Origin of the sequence: Mesorhizobium huakuii (assembly GCF_030160235.1) — a bacterium.
GTDB lineage: Bacteria > Pseudomonadota > Alphaproteobacteria > Rhizobiales > Rhizobiaceae > Mesorhizobium > Mesorhizobium huakuii.
This window is the reverse complement of sequence record NZ_BSNY01000014.1, coordinates 1-13739: the sequence shown is the minus strand read 5'-3', so window position 1 is coordinate 13739 and position 13739 is coordinate 1. Positions and strand designations below refer to the sequence as shown.

At 63.6% G+C, this 13739-nt stretch carries 15 protein-coding genes and 3 pseudogenes; 9 read left to right on the top strand and 9 right to left on the bottom strand.

Annotated elements, in window-relative coordinates:
- Window positions 1-15 precede the first annotated feature (15 nt).
- The 3 genes from QQK95_RS07680 to QQK95_RS07670 all read left to right on the top strand — a co-directional run bounded on the left by QQK95_RS07680 (window position 16) and on the right by QQK95_RS07670 (window position 1445).
- Window positions 16-174, top strand: a complete 159-nt coding sequence (locus QQK95_RS07680; protein WP_019859659.1) for a hypothetical protein — start codon at window positions 16-18, stop codon at window positions 172-174.
- 281 nt (window positions 175-455) lie between these two features.
- The gene (locus QQK95_RS07675; RefSeq protein WP_284270615.1) at window positions 456-770 is read left to right on the top strand and encodes a GYD domain-containing protein; all 315 of its coding nucleotides are present in this window, start codon (window positions 456-458) and stop codon (window positions 768-770) included.
- Window positions 771-947: 177 nt separating this feature from the next.
- Window positions 948-1445, top strand: a complete 498-nt coding sequence (locus QQK95_RS07670; protein ID WP_284270612.1) for a GAF domain-containing protein — start codon at window positions 948-950, stop codon at window positions 1443-1445.
- Window positions 1446-1474: 29 nt separating this feature from the next.
- Here the strand turns inward: QQK95_RS07670 and QQK95_RS07665 are convergent, their stop codons facing one another.
- The 4 genes from QQK95_RS07665 to QQK95_RS07650 all read right to left on the bottom strand — a co-directional run bounded on the left by QQK95_RS07665 (window position 1475) and on the right by QQK95_RS07650 (window position 4717).
- Window positions 1475-1909, bottom strand: a complete 435-nt coding sequence (locus QQK95_RS07665; protein ID WP_284270610.1) for a group III truncated hemoglobin — start codon at window positions 1907-1909, stop codon at window positions 1475-1477.
- A 25-nt stretch (window positions 1910-1934) separates the two neighbouring features.
- Window positions 1935-2807 carry an SUMF1/EgtB/PvdO family nonheme iron enzyme gene (locus tag QQK95_RS07660; protein ID WP_284270608.1) on the bottom strand — a complete coding sequence of 291 codons (873 nt, stop codon included), beginning with the start codon at window positions 2805-2807 and terminating at the stop codon, window positions 1935-1937.
- Window positions 2808-2880: 73 nt separating this feature from the next.
- Window positions 2881-3984 (bottom strand): copper-containing nitrite reductase, encoded by a 1104-nt coding sequence (nirK, locus tag QQK95_RS07655; protein ID WP_284270606.1) that lies wholly within the window; start codon window positions 3982-3984, stop codon window positions 2881-2883.
- A gap of 292 nt (window positions 3985-4276) precedes the next feature.
- Window positions 4277-4717 (bottom strand): pseudoazurin, encoded by a 441-nt coding sequence (locus QQK95_RS07650; RefSeq protein ID WP_284270604.1) that lies wholly within the window; start codon window positions 4715-4717, stop codon window positions 4277-4279.
- A 153-nt stretch (window positions 4718-4870) separates the two neighbouring features.
- Between QQK95_RS07650 and QQK95_RS07645 the strand changes: the two genes are divergently transcribed.
- Complete coding sequence (locus QQK95_RS07645) at window positions 4871-5566, top strand: Crp/Fnr family transcriptional regulator (RefSeq protein ID WP_284270601.1); 696 nt, start codon at window positions 4871-4873, stop codon at window positions 5564-5566.
- On the opposite strand, the pseudogene QQK95_RS07640 reads toward QQK95_RS07645, so the two are convergent.
- The 5 genes and pseudogenes from QQK95_RS07640 to QQK95_RS07620 all read right to left on the bottom strand — a co-directional run.
- Window positions 5517-5750 (bottom strand): annotated as a pseudogene (locus QQK95_RS07640) (DUF1858 domain-containing protein); the annotation flags it as partial. The gene QQK95_RS07645 and the pseudogene QQK95_RS07640 overlap by 50 nt on opposite strands.
- Window positions 5751-5885: 135 nt before the next feature.
- Window positions 5886-6932, bottom strand: a pseudogene (locus tag QQK95_RS07635) (alpha/beta hydrolase family protein); the annotation flags it as partial.
- A gap of 189 nt (window positions 6933-7121) precedes the next feature.
- Window positions 7122-8141: a YeiH family protein gene (locus tag QQK95_RS07630; protein ID WP_284270597.1), complete on the bottom strand. Its 1020-nt coding sequence runs from the start codon at window positions 8139-8141 to the stop codon at window positions 7122-7124.
- Between the two features lie 406 nt (window positions 8142-8547).
- On the bottom strand, window positions 8548-8925 hold the full coding sequence (locus tag QQK95_RS07625) for an ester cyclase (protein ID WP_284270596.1): 378 nt from the start codon (window positions 8923-8925) through the stop codon (window positions 8548-8550).
- A gap of 77 nt (window positions 8926-9002) precedes the next feature.
- Complete coding sequence (locus QQK95_RS07620) at window positions 9003-9896, bottom strand: LysR family transcriptional regulator (RefSeq protein WP_284270594.1); 894 nt, start codon at window positions 9894-9896, stop codon at window positions 9003-9005.
- Between the two features lie 150 nt (window positions 9897-10046).
- Between QQK95_RS07620 and QQK95_RS07615 the strand changes: the two genes are divergently transcribed.
- From QQK95_RS07615 to QQK95_RS07595, 5 genes and pseudogenes are all read left to right on the top strand, one after another.
- Window positions 10047-10442 carry a (R)-mandelonitrile lyase gene (locus QQK95_RS07615; RefSeq protein ID WP_284270592.1) on the top strand — a complete coding sequence of 132 codons (396 nt, stop codon included), beginning with the start codon at window positions 10047-10049 and terminating at the stop codon, window positions 10440-10442.
- 16 nt (window positions 10443-10458) lie between these two features.
- A pseudogene (locus QQK95_RS07610) lies at window positions 10459-11444 on the top strand (aldo/keto reductase).
- Window positions 11445-11461: 17 nt separating this feature from the next.
- Window positions 11462-12202 (top strand): SDR family oxidoreductase, encoded by a 741-nt coding sequence (locus QQK95_RS07605; RefSeq protein WP_284270590.1) that lies wholly within the window; start codon window positions 11462-11464, stop codon window positions 12200-12202.
- Window positions 12203-12421: 219 nt separating this feature from the next.
- Window positions 12422-12883, top strand: a complete 462-nt coding sequence (locus tag QQK95_RS07600) for a T6SS immunity protein Tdi1 domain-containing protein (RefSeq protein ID WP_284270589.1) — start codon at window positions 12422-12424, stop codon at window positions 12881-12883.
- A gap of 40 nt (window positions 12884-12923) precedes the next feature.
- A protein-coding gene (locus tag QQK95_RS07595; protein ID WP_409371662.1) for an IS5 family transposase occupies window positions 12924-13739 on the top strand; the annotation gives its coding sequence in 2 pieces (ribosomal slippage) (window positions 12924-13268 and window positions 13271-13739; 814 coding nt annotated over the 2 pieces). This gene is flagged as partial in the annotation.

Below are 13739 nucleotides of genomic sequence, written 5' to 3'. Positions count from 1 at the left end.
CCAGGAGATCGATCCATGATCGTGTTCGCGCAGAAGCCACAGACGGTCGTCACGACCGAAACCACCGAGGAAAGCCGCTTCGACCGCATCCGCAGGATTGCCGCCGACAAGCACAAGAAATCCGATTCCGATACGGCAACGCCACAAAAGGGCGAGCCCAAGCGCCCGATGTAAGCCGCGCCGCCACTGGCCGTTCAACCTCGGCACCACACCGCGCGTCAACGGCGCGAGCTCGATGCCGTTGGCCCGGCGTGGTCCAGCCGGCCACCTTCCTGTCGGCATCATCGGCGTGTCCGGTATTGTCATTATATTAGCTTCAGCGCATATTTGTCCGGCAGCGAGCCCTTGGCCGCCAACGCGTCCCAGGGCGCCTGCAATTGTTCCGAAAAATAAATCACTCCGTGCGGCTCGAATTATGGAGCGGCACGAGACAATGACATTTGGAGGAAATACCCATGAAAGTGACGATCTTGGCAAACTATGCGCCTCATGCCGCCAAAGGATTGATGCAAGGCTCGGACAGGCAGGCTGCGGTCAAGGCGCTTTTTGAAAGCGTCGGCGGCAAGATGAGCAGCGTGATGTTCACGCGCGGCATCTATGACGTCGTCGTCAATGGCGAGGTGCCGGACCAGTCGGCGGGGATCGGCATGGCCCTTGCGGTGCGAGCGAGCGGCTCGCTGACCGAGATGGTTGTCCTGGAAGAACTCGACATGAAGGCGGTGCTCGCCGCCGCCAAGAAGGCTGCCGGCGCGTACAAACCCGCCGGCTGACGGATTTGCCTTCTTGATCAAGGCAGCACGGTTCGATGCCGTGCTGCCGAGCGTCGGACAGGGCATCGTCTTCCGACTTTCACGGCGACTGGAATTCAAGCTAGTATCGTCCGGTGGTCGTTTGGTGCAGAGAGCTTGCGGAAACGCGAACCGCGATTCTGAACACGGAGACAAGCCATGTTTGCCGCCAAGACCATCGACACCTCGGACAAGGCCGCGTTCTACCGCGACCTCGCCGCTCAGCTCAAGGCGCTGCTCGACGGCGAGAGCGACTCGATCGCCAATGCCGCCAACACCGCGGCATTGATCTTCCAGATGGTGCCTGACCTCAACTGGGCCGGCTTCTATTTCCTGGCCTCGGACGAGGAGCTGGTGCTGGGGCCGTTCCAGGGCAAGCCGGCCTGCGTGCGCATCGCCGTCGGCCAGGGCGTCTGCGGAACAGCGGTCGAACTCGGCACCTCGATGCTGATCAAGGATGTGCACGATTTCCCCGGCCACATCGCCTGCGATGCCGATTCGCGCTCCGAGCTGGTGGTGCTTCTGGAAGACGACGAGGGCGTCTTCGGCGTGCTCGATCTCGACAGCCCGCTGCCCGGCCGCTTCGACAAGGCCGACCAGGCCGGCATCGAGACGCTGGCCGCGATCTATGCCGCGTCGAGTTCGTTCGAGGACTGAGCGTCACGTTCGGTTCTGGGCCGGGCGCTCTAGGATCGATCCCCCAGGCGGAAGAACATCGCCAGCTTCAGGCTCGCCGCGATCCGTTCGGCCCGGTCGACGAACACCGCGGCAATTTCCGGGCCAAAGAGTTCGGCCGCCGTCTGGCTGAACATCGCCAGCCAGATGTCGAAATCGGCCTCGGTCACGTCCCCGAGCTTCAGATGCGCCGGCACCGGGCGGCCATGATAGTCGCCCGTCTTGAGGATGACCGAGCACCAGAAGTCGGTCATCTTCTCGAGATGCGGTTCCCAGTCGCCGGGGATCTCGCGCGCGAAGATCGGTCCGAGACGGTCGTTCTTGCGCAGTCGCGCATAGAATTCGCGAACGAGCCGGCCGATCGCGGCGCGATTCACGCCTGCATGATGCAACGGCTTTTCCGGGGCCGGACGCGCATGATCCGCGAGCGACGATTTCAGTGTCATTTCAGAAGCCCTGTTGTTGTCGTGATCAGGAAAGGCGCAGCCACCGGATGGCGGCTTGCACGAGGTTGAGCCGGTCGCGCACAAGGCGGAACCCCAGATTGTCGGGCGGCGTGCCGACGGCGCAGCCGCCGCTTTTCCCGTCCCGGATGAAGTTCGACATATAGGTGCGATGGAAACCTTCCACGACATGAACGCCGCAATTGTCGATCGAGCTCGCAATGCCGGCACCGTCGGCGGCTTCCGTCGCATGGACGTAACAGGTGGAGGTCCACTCCCAGACATTGCCGGCAATGTCGGCCACCCCCTTGGAATTGGGTCCAAATCCGCCCCTGATCCGCGGCTGCGGGTCCGGCTGCCGCCCAAGCGAAGCCTCGGTGCGATATTGGACGAGCCAGCGCTGAGCCGGGTTTTTGGGGTCGGTCTCGCCAGCCTCGATGTCGCCGCGAAAGCGTTCGCCCGCCGCATAGGCCCATTCCACGTCCGTCGGCAGGCGCCATGCCGATCCGGTCTCGGCCGAGAGCCAGTCGGCGTAGGCCTCGGCATCGATATGGCTCACGCCCGTAACCGGGACATTGCCGCTGCCATGGCCATCGGCAGGCTTGCAGGCGCCGGCCATGACGCAATGCCGGTAGTCGGAAGCGCTTACCTGGTATTTCATGATCTCGAAGGGCATTGCCACCGTTGCCCGGACCACGGGAGCACTGACGGGGTGGTTCTGCCTGAGGAATTCGCCGGGCAGCGGATGGGCGAAGGACCCGGGCGCGAGAGTGACCAGTTCGGAACCCGCCAGGAATTGCTGATCCGGCGCCGGGAGCCAGCCGACGGCGCCTGTCGCGCCCAGCGTGAACAGCGCGCAAGCCGCCACACCGCCGAGAGCCAGGATGGGATTGAGTGGCATGGCAGTTTTCCCGCATTCGCGGCCCTGCGGGAATGGCGCAAGGCCGCGTCTACCTTAGGACCCGTGGCGGCAGCTAGGACGCAATCGCCCTCGGGGCTTCGACCTGCATCATCAGGTCGTCGTCCCAGCTTCCGTCGACCATGAAATGCGCGGTCGCGCCGAGTTCCACCGCCTCGATCAGATTGTGGTTGACGTAGGCGTAGACGCCCGGCTGCAGGAATGTGTAGAGGGCAGCGCCGGCCGAACCCCCGCGAATGAACCAGGTTTCGAGGTCCTTTGCCGGCGGGTTGGCGAACTTGCCCTGTTCCCACACATGGTCGCCATGGCCACCGATCAGATGCGGACGCGTGTCGCGATTGGCCTGCGAATGGACGATCAGGACGGTCTCGCCGACCTTGGCCTTCATGGCGTTCTCGCCGGTCAGCGATCCCGCCTTGCCGTTGAAGACGACGTGGGTGGGGATCAAGCCACGCATGACCTTCACCGTGTCGTCGTAATTGTCGCCGGCCGAGTCATACTTCTTGAATTTGCCCTGCTCGTCGCGGGGAATGTAGAAGTCGCTCTCGCCGATGTAATAGATGTGGTCATAGCGGACCGGCTTGCCCTTGTCGTCCCTGAGCCCGTCACGCGGCAGGATCATGATCGCTCCGTTCATGCCCGACACGACATGCCAGGGGATCATCGGGCCGCCCGGTGCGCAGTGGTAGACGAAGGTCCCCGAGCGCGTCGCCTTGAAGCGCAGCGTCGTCTGTTCGCCCGGATTGATCAGGGTCAGCGCGCCGCCGCCAAGCCCGCCGGTGGCGGCATGGAAGTCGATATTGTGGGCAAGCGTGTTGGTGTCGGGGTTGATCAGCGTGAGTTCGACATAGTCCCCCTCATGCACGACCATCAAGGGGCCTGGGATCGAGCCATTGTAGGTCATGGCGTTGAGCTGGGTGCCGTCGGCGTCGATCACCATCGGCTTCTCTTCGATGGTCATCGTGAATTCGACGACCTTGGGACCGCTTTTGGCCACCTGGTCGTGGGCATGGACGAAAGGCGGCGCGACCAATGTCACCTTTTCCCGCGGCAAGCCGGCGACTTCCTTGGCGCTGGCCATGGCCGGCATCGAGCCGACCGTCGCGGCGGCTGCCGCCGCAAGAACAGACCCTAACAGGGCTTCGCGTCTCGTAAGCATTTCCCGCTCCTTTTTTTGAACCATTCGATGTTTGGAGAATAAGCCTTTCCACCAGGACTTCTTTGCGCTGGCGCAAACTTGAAATTCATTTGCCTTGATCTGGTTCTGCCGGGTGCACGACGCCTCTTCGGGAGACCGGAAACTGCCGGTGATTGGCAACCCCGCATGGCGCCGGGCGCCAAAACGCCTTGCGGGAGTGACGGTGCCTACGCCACCGCCACTCCCGCAAGACTTTGCAATTCCGGTGTCAAGCGCGGACGAACCTTTCTGCCCGCGCGGCCGTCGGCCTCAATCAGTTCGCCTTCGTCACCTGGGCAAACAGCGTGGGGAACACGGTCTTGGCCTTGCCGACCTGCTTGACCGCCTGCGCCGCGTCGAGGTTCACGGGCTTGCCGACCACGATCAACGCCACCATGCCCATTCCGTAATGCGGATTGCATTTCACGCCGTAGACGCCTTCCTGCGTCATGGTGACGGTCGTCGTCTCGCCCATCTTGCTCTTGATTTCCTGGGCGCCGTCGGGGAGCATTCCCTTGATGGTTTCGACATTATGGGTCTTGTCGCCCGGCACGAACTTGATGGTGTCGCCGGGAGCCGCCTTGATGAAATCAGGCTGGAAGACCATGGATCCCTTGTCTCCCTTGGTCAGCATCTGGACGACGTGCTCTTCGGCGTTTGCGACGCCCGTGAGGGCGAGCAGGGCGGCGGCCGCGGCAATCAGGTGAAATTTCATGGGTAAGTCCTTTCTTGGGTGCATCACGGCTCAAACCGTTGCAGCCTTCTAGCCGACGGCACGGACAGGCGATTTGCGCTGGCGCAAACTGGCGCACGAAATATAGACTGACCGCCGGCGGCATCTGGAGCCGTGGGCAGCGAGGGTTTGGGGTTGCCGCTTGACCGGTCGATCATCGCGAGGCTTTCGCTGTTCGAGGGCCTGGAGCCTGCTGACCTGGACAGCATTCTGCGGGATGCCCGGTCCGTGCGCTTTGCCAAGGAAACCGCGATTTTCGAGCAGGAGGCCGAGGCGCGCTCGTTCTATGTGCTTTTGGCGGGACATATTCGCGTCGTGCGGGCCACGCCCGACGGGCGCCAGGTGATCGCCCGCTACATCAGTGAAGGCGAGATATTCGGCGTTGCCGCCGCACTCGGCAGGCTGACCTATCCGGCAACCGCGATCGCCGCGGTCGACTGCGTGGTTCTGGTCTGGCCGAATGCCGTGTGGCCTGATCTGTCGTCCCGGTTTCCCGCTCTTGCCGCAGGGACATTCAAGACGGTGGGGGCGAGGCTACAAGACACGCAGGCGCGCGTCATGGAACTGGCCACCGAGCAGGTCGAGCAACGTGTCGCCAGTGCGCTGCTGCGGCTGGTGAAGCAGACGGGGCGCAAGACCGATGCCGGCATCGAGATCGACTTCCCGATCTCTCGCCAGGACATAGCCGAGATGACGGGGACGACCTTGCATACGGTGAGCCGGCTGCTGAGCGCCTGGGAGGAACGCGGCATCATCGTCAGCGGCCGCCAGCGTGTCACCATCACCGACGCGCATCGCCTGGTGATGCTGGCGGAGCATCGGGACGGCTGACCGGCCCGCCGGCGACGGCCCGTTCAAGGCCTTTCAGGAAATCGGCTTCGTCAATTCGGTGATCCCGGCAGGCCTCGGCAATCGAATGGAAGGGTGCGATGTGGCAGCCCACGCAGTGCATCCCGTGGCGGATCAGCACGGCAATGCTTGCCGGCCATCGTTTCATGACCTCGTCCATGGACATGTTCGGATCGATCCGCATGGGCGTCTCCTCCTTCGTGGCTCTCCCATCCGTCAAGCCTAGCAGAGGCGTTTGGCCGATCGTTGTGCTGGCGCAAGGAAAGAGCGTGTCACCGGCCCTTGCCCAAGTCAGCCCTACGGGGGTCGTTTTCAGCGCCCGCCTGAAAGAGGCTGCCGCCATCTCGATCAGCTGCGCGTGGATCTCGCCGCGCGATCGCCCGCCGCCATCGTCGCAAACCGGGTCGCCGATCCCCTCGGACGCGATGATGGCGGCAGCGCCGGGCTTGCACGCGCCGAACATGCTGTAGTGGCTGGCATCCTCGATCGTCGCGTAGCTCGCATTTGCAATCGCCTTAGCGATGCCGGAAGCGTCGGTGGTCGCGGGGATCTTTCCCGGTTGGCCAAGATTGACGATGGCGACCGGTATCTTGATGCCGGCGAAGCTCCTGATATCGAAGACATCGACCGGGGCGGGATCGATCGCCATGGCGAAACGAATGCGCTCGTCGCTGTTGTCGCGGCCGGCGGGCTTTGAATCCATGGCGTGGAGATCGACGCCGCTTTGCCTGACCCACTGGCAAAGCGAGGCATTGAGCCGGTCCGTATCGCAATAGGCCGCCAGCAGTTTGGGGTCGATGCGGGCGCCGGCAATCGCCAGCGCCGTGTTGCCGCCCATGGAAAGGCCGAGGACGCCGACCTTGTCTTGCTCGAGGTGATCGCCGAACAAGCCGTCCTTGCCGATCGCGTCCAGCGTCGCCGTGAGGTCGGCGGGCCGCAGCCAGAGTTTCATCGTCTCGGCAGCGGATTTGTCAGGCCCGGTATTTCGGGGATGGGTGGGAGCGGCGACGACGAAACCTTGTCTCGCCAAAGGCGTTGCAATCCAGCTCAGCGTTTGCGGGTTTCCCGCCAGGCCGGCGCCGTGCGACAGCAGGATCAGCGGAAATTTTCCTTCCGATATCGGTGCATCGCGCATGGCCGATGTGCCGACGAAAAGCTTGCTGTCGCCGAGCATCACCGCTTCGCCGCCCGGCTGCGCCGGGTACCAGACCGTCACGTCGAGATCGATGCCGCGTTCGGCCGAGTGAGCGGGAAAATGACGAACGCCAACAGCGTCGGCGGCGTTGGCCGGGTGTTGCATCAGCATTGCCGAAACAAGGAGGGTGCAGAGCGTGGTCCAGAAGTTCATCGAGATCTCGCGTGCCAGGCGCTGAGGGCGGGAGCCCGGCCAATTGGCGGTTCGGTTGCCTGTGTTCACGCCGCGATATCGGCGGACAGGAACGCAAGGAGAGACCTCGATCATGATCGAGGACGTGCTTGATCGCGATTGAGGACCGCTCGGCGCGGAACGGCGTTGCCTTGGAGCTACCTCCGAGCCCTAAGCGAACTTCACCAGCATCAGGCTGAAGCAGCCGATGAACAGGAAGGCGCAGAAGGCGAGCGCCAGCGGGCGCAGGCCGCGCGAGCGCAACTGCGAAATGTCGGCCTGCAGGCCCATGGCGGCGAGCCCCATGGTCAGCATGATGGTGGTGGCGAGCGCCATGGCCGACTTCACCTCGGCGGGCACGGTGACCAGGCTGTTCAGCGCCACGACGGCGATGAAGGCGGCGACGAACCACGGCATGGGCGGCCGCGCGGCCGCCTGGTCGCTGCTCGTCTTGCGGCGCGCCATCAGGCCGAGCGCGATGACCATCGGCGCCAGCATGGCGACGCGGGTCAGCTTGGCGACGGTGGCGATCTCGCCGGACTGGGTGCCGTTCTGGAAACCGGCGCCGATGACCTGCGCCACCTCATGGATGGAGGCGCCGGCCCACAGGCCGAACGCATGCTGGTCGAGGCCGAGCGCGGGGGCGAGCAGCGGGAAGCCGAGCATGGCGACGGTGCCGAACAGCGTGATCGAGGCGACGGCATAGGTGACGTCCTCGTCGCGCGCATCGGTGACGATGTTGGTGGCGACGATGGCCGAGGCGCCGCAGATCGAGGTGCCGGCGGCAATCAGCTGCGCCAGCTTGGCGTCGACGCCGATCAGCCGGCCGAGCGTGACGGTGAAGAGGAAGGTGGCGCCAAGCGTCGCCGCCACGATACCGACGCCGCCGGCGCCGATGGAGACGACCTGGCCGAGCGTCAGCTGGAAGCCGAGCAGCACGATGGCGAAGCGCAGCAGGCGCTTTTGCGAGAAGGCGATGCCGGCCTTTGCGTGCGCCGGCGTGCCGAGCACGTTGGAATAGACCATGCCGGCGACGACGGCCAGGATCATCGGGCTGAACAAGGCGAAGCCGGAGACATTGTGCGCCGAGAAGGCCACGGCCGTGATCATCGCCACCAGGACGACGCCGGGGATGACGCCGTTCCACACCGAATCGAGCCGCTTGCGCCCTGCGGCCAGATCGGCCGGCATCAGGCTTTCGGAATATCGTTCGCGATGTGGGTGAGGGAAGACAATGCAATGCTCCAGGCAGGTATGCCGGAGGAATGCCATTCCTGAAACGATCTTTCCAACGAATTGTTATGGTCAGAATGATCGATTTTTGCGAATGATTGGGTTCATTTTGAAAAGTTGGTGCCGCCCCTCATTGCCCTGCCGGGCATTTCTCCCCGTAAACGGGGAGAAAGAAGCTGGCTGCGACGCCGGCGACCCTCTTGCAACGCCGGTGATTGGCGAAACCGCCGATGACAGCGTCCTTCTCCCCGTTCACGGGGAGAAGATGGCGGCAGCCAGATGAGGGGCGGCGCAAGCGTCGGCAGAATAACGAATCAACGCACGAAGTGATGATAGCCGGTGTGATTGACAGGGCGTTGCGCCATCAAAGCTGCGCTTCGATGGCCGCCTTGTCGATGACCGACCAGACGTTCCTGATCCGGTCGTTCAGAAATTCATAGAAGACGTTCTCGCTGAACGAGACTTTCCGGCCGTTGATGGGCAGGCCGAAGAAGGTTCCCTTCGGCGTGCAGTTGAACTGCAGGCGGCTGGCGATGAAGGGTGGGTCGGCAATCAGCAGCTGGACATCGAAATAGAGATCCGGGATTTCGCGAAAATCCCGCTCCAGCATGGCGCGGTAGCCTGAGAGCCCGACCCGCTCACTGTTGTAGTGCACCTCGTCATGGACGAAGCGATGCAGCCTTTGCCAATCCTGGTTGTTGAGGCAGTCGATATAGCCTCGGTAGAGGTCCGTCTCGGTCACGGCGATGCTCCGGCGCTTTTGGGAAAGATCACGCCCGATCGCGAAGATAGAACGACTGCTTGCGCCGTCCAGTCGTTCTAGCCGCGATAGCGTAGCGCATCGACCAGCAGCGAGAAGGCCGGCGTGGCCTGGCGGCGGCTGGGGTAATAGAGGTGGTAGCCGGGGAAGGGTGGGCACCAGTCTGCCAGCACCCGCACCAGCCGGCCGTCGGCCAGATGCGCACGCAGCTGGTCTTCTGGCAGATAGGCGAGGCCGAGGCCGTCCAGCACCGCATTCATGCGGAGGCCCGCCGTGTTGAAGATCAGCTGGCCCTCGACGCGCACCTTCAGCTCGCGCCCAGCCTTTTCGAACTCCCAGGCATAGAGCCCGCCATAGGTCGGCAGGCGCAAATTGATGCAATTGTGGTTGGTGAGGTCCTGCGGCGTGCGCGGCTTCGGCTGTCGGGCGAAATACGCCGGCGATCCGACCACGGCCATGCGCATGTCCGGGCCGATGCGCACCGCGATCATGTCGTGCGCCACCTGTTCGCCAAGCCGCACGCCGGCGTCATAGCGCTCGGCGACAATGTCGGTCAGGCCGTAGTCGACGATGATCTCGACCCTGATGTCGGGATAGTCAGGCAAAAGCCGCGCGATCGCCGGCCACAGCACTGCCTCGGCGGCGTGCTCGCCGGCGGTGATGCGGATGGTGCCGGCGGGCTTTTCACGCAGGGCGCTGAGCGCGGCAAGCTCGGCCTCGATCTCGTCGAGCCTTGGCCCGACGGAGCGCACCAGGCGCTCGCCGGCCTCGGTGGGCGCCACGCTGCGCGTGGTGCGCGTCAGCAACCGCACGCCCAGCCGCTCCTCCAGTGCGCGCACCGTGTGGCTGAGCGCGGATTGCGAGACGCCGAGCTGTGCCGCCGCCCGGGTGAAGCTTTTTTCGCGCGCGACGGCGAGGAAGGCGGTCAGCTCGTTCAGATTGTCTCGCGGCATTGATGAGCTCTCCTCATAAGTACATGCTGGATATAGCACCTAATCCTGATCAATCGCAGGCGCTAAATAGAGGTCATCGCAATGAGGCTGTCCAAAATCGACGGTCTTGGAGGCCGGGCTGTGCCCTGACCGGCATCGAGAAGGAAAACCATGGATATCAAGCGAAACGGCTCGCAGCCTTCCGCGAAAGGCCCCGCCGACTGGTTCACCGGCACGGTGCGCATCGATCCGTTGTTTGCGGCCATCGCGCCTGCCCGCGCGGCCGGCAATGCCGTCACTTTCGAACCCGGCGCACGCACCGCGTGGCACACTCATCCGCTGGGGCAGCTCCTGATCGTCACCGCCGGCTGCGGCCGTGTGCAGCGCGAGGGCGGGCCGGTCGAAGAGATCCGGCCGGGCGACGTGGTTCGCTTCGTGCCCAGCGAAAAGCACTGGCACGGCGCGGCGCCCACAACCGCCATGACGCACATCGCCATCCAGGAAGCGCTCGACGGCAAGGCTGTCGACTGGATGGAGCATGTCAGCGACGCGCAGTACCAGGCCTGAACAAAGGAGCAAGACAATGCAAAAGCGCGCACTTGGAAACAGCGGTCTCGAAGTCTCGGCCATCGGGCTAGGCTGCATGGGGATCAGCCAGTCCTACGGGGCGCCGATGGAGACGGTGGATGCGGTCCGCCTGATCCGCTCCGCGTTCGAGCGCGGCATCACCTTCTTCGATACCGCGGAGGTCTATGGACCTTTCACGAACGAGGAGGTCGTCGGCGAGGCGCTGCAGCCGATCCGCGATCAGGTGGTGATCGCCACCAAATTCGGCATCGACATTGCCGGCACGGTCGGACATGGGGGCATGGACAGCCGGCCGCAGCATATTCGCGACGTCGTCGAGGCCTCGCTCAAGCGGCTGAGGACCGACCGCATCGACCTTCTCTACCAGCACCGCGTTGATCCGGTCGTGCCGATCGAAGAGGTGGCGGGGACGGTGAAGGAGTTGATCGGCCAAGGCAAGGTCAAGCATTTCGGCCTTTCCGAAGCGGGTGTGCGCACCATCCGCCGCGCCCATGCGGTGCAGCCGGTCGCGGCACTGCAAAGCGAATATTCGCTGTGGTGGCGCGAACCCGAAGAGGCGATCCTGCCGGTGCTCGAGGAACTGGGCATCGGCTTCGTGCCCTTCAGCCCGCTGGGCAAGGGGTTCCTCACCGGCGCCATCAATGCCGATACGCGGTTCGACAGCAGCGACTTCCGCAACACCGTGCCGCGCTTCGCTGAGGAGGCGCGCAAGGCAAACCAGGCGCTGGTCGATGCCATCGTCGCGACCGCTGCGCGGAAGAAAGTGACCCCGGCGCAGGTCGCGCTCGCCTGGCTGCTGGCGCAAAAACCCTGGATCGTTCCGATCCCCGGCACCACCAAGCTCAACCGCCTCGAGGAGAACATCGGATCGGCCTCGGTCGCGCGGCGCAGGATCTTGCCGACATCGAAAACGCGGTCTCGGCGATTGCCGTGCAGGGCGAGCGCTATTCGCCGCAACAGGCGGCACGGATCGATCGCTGAGGCGGAAGGAAAATCCCATGACCGAGAACATCAAGAACAAGGTCGTCGTCATCACTGGCGCCAGCAGCGGGCTGGGTGAAGCCGCCGCGCGGCGGCTGGCCAAGGAGGGCGCGAAGCTGGTGCTGGGCGCGCGCCGCCTCGACCGGCTCGAGGCGCTGGCCGCCGAGTTGTCGCTCGGCAAGGACGCGATCCTTTCGACCGACGTCACCGATGTCGGCCAGGTGCGGCGGCTCGTCGACCATGCGGTGAAGACGCATGGCCGTGTCGACGTGATCATCAACAATGCCGGGCTGATGCCGCACTCGCCGCTGGAGTGCGGCAAGGTCGAGGACTGGGACCGGATGATCGACGTCAACATCAAGGGCGTGCTCTACGGCATCGCCGCGGCGCTGCCGCACATGAAGACGCAGAAGAGCGGCCACATCATCAACGTGTCGTCGGTCGCCGGCCACAAGGTCGGGCCGGGCGGCGGGGTCTATGCCGCCACCAAGCACGCGGTGCGCGTCATATCGGAAGGGCTGCGGCAGGAAGTTAAGCCCTATAACATCCGCACCACCATCATCTCGCCGGGCGCCGTGGCGACGGAACTGCCCCACAGCGTCACCGAGCCCGATGTCGCCCAAGGCGTGCGCGCGCTCTATGACCGGGTGGCCATCCCGGCGGATTCCTTCGCCAGGACGGTCATATTCGCCATGAGCCAGCCCGATGAGGTCGACATCAACGAGATCCTGTTCAGGCCGACGGCGCAGGAGTACTAAGTTCGAAAATCTGGGCTAATCCGGTAGTGTCTCAGTTTGAAGCCGGGAAAGCGCGGCCCTTACAAAAAGACTGCTGCCTGATAGATTGAGCCAGCCGGCGTTCGGCTGAATGGTAAGGCCATGGTAACCCATGTCTTTAATTAGGTCGTAAACTCATAAACGATACAGACTGTGGCGTCCCAGCTTGTCGTCGGTCGGCTTACCGTTCATGGTTGCGTGATGGACCATGCTCGCTCGGATTTCCTCCCCGATGAGGTGACCGCCGCCGATCTAAGCGGGTGGGCGGACATTTTGCCAGCACGATGCCGTGTCGTGGGAGCCAACCTATTCGCCGACATGTTTTTAGCTGATGCCAACGGTGCAGTTCACATGCTGGAAGTGTCTGCGGCTTCGATCACAAAGATCGCTGCTTCTAAGGAGGAATTTCGTCATCGGTGCATCGATGATGAAGATGGTTGGTTGTTGCGCCCGCTGGTGGATCAGTGCCGGTCGGCGGGGATGAACCCAACTCCCTCCCAGTGCTACGCCTTCACGACGCTTCCCCTGTTCGGTGGAGAGTATAAGACCGACAACATCTGGATGTGCTCGTGGAGTGAGTGGATCAGCTATACGGCCTCGATCTACGCGCAGACCAAGGACCTGCCGGACGGCACCCCGGTTTCGATCAGCGTTATCGATTGAACGGATTGCCTGAGCCGAGATAAGCTGATTCAGCGTCGGGATGAGCCGATATGATCTGACTGACTTCGAATGGCGCGTGATCGAGCCGCTGCTACCCAACAAATCGCGAGGCGTTCCGCGCGTCGACGACCGCCGCGTGCTGAACGGTATCTTCTGGGTGCTGCGATCCGGCGCGCCGTGGCGGGATCTGCCCGAGCGCTATGGGCCGCGGACCACCTGCTACAACCGGTTTGTGCGATGGCGGAAGGCAGGCGTATGGGACCGCCTGATGGACGCCATCAGCGCCGCCCACGACGGCGCCATACAGATGATCGACAGCACTTCCATCCGGGCGCACCAGCAGGCTGCGACGGTAAAAAAGAGGGGCCAGATCATTGTCTCGGTCGATCGCGCGGTGGGCTCACGACGAAGATCCACGTCGTCGTCGACGCGCAAGGGCTCCCGATCCGGCTCGGCCTGACAGCAGGACAGGCACATGACGGTCAGATCGCTGATCGGCTTCTCGATCATCTTGGCCCACGCACCATCGTGCTGGCCGACAAAGCCTACGACGCCGACCGCATCCGGGAACTGATCCAGGAGCAGGGTGCCACGGCCAACATCCCGGCCAAGAGCAACCGGAAATGGAAGCCCTGCTTCAGCAAGCGGCTCTACCGCGAGCGCAACCTGATCGAACGCTTCTTCTCCAAGTTGAAGCACTTCCGTCGCGTCTCAACCCGCTATGACAAGCTCGCCGACAACTTCCTCGCCATGGTCCAGCTCGCGTCAATGCGCCTGTGGCTGCGCGCTTGTGAGTCTGAGCTATGGCGGAAAATGGGTGATGACGGTTTGAGAAGGGCGGCGTATCGAGGCGGGT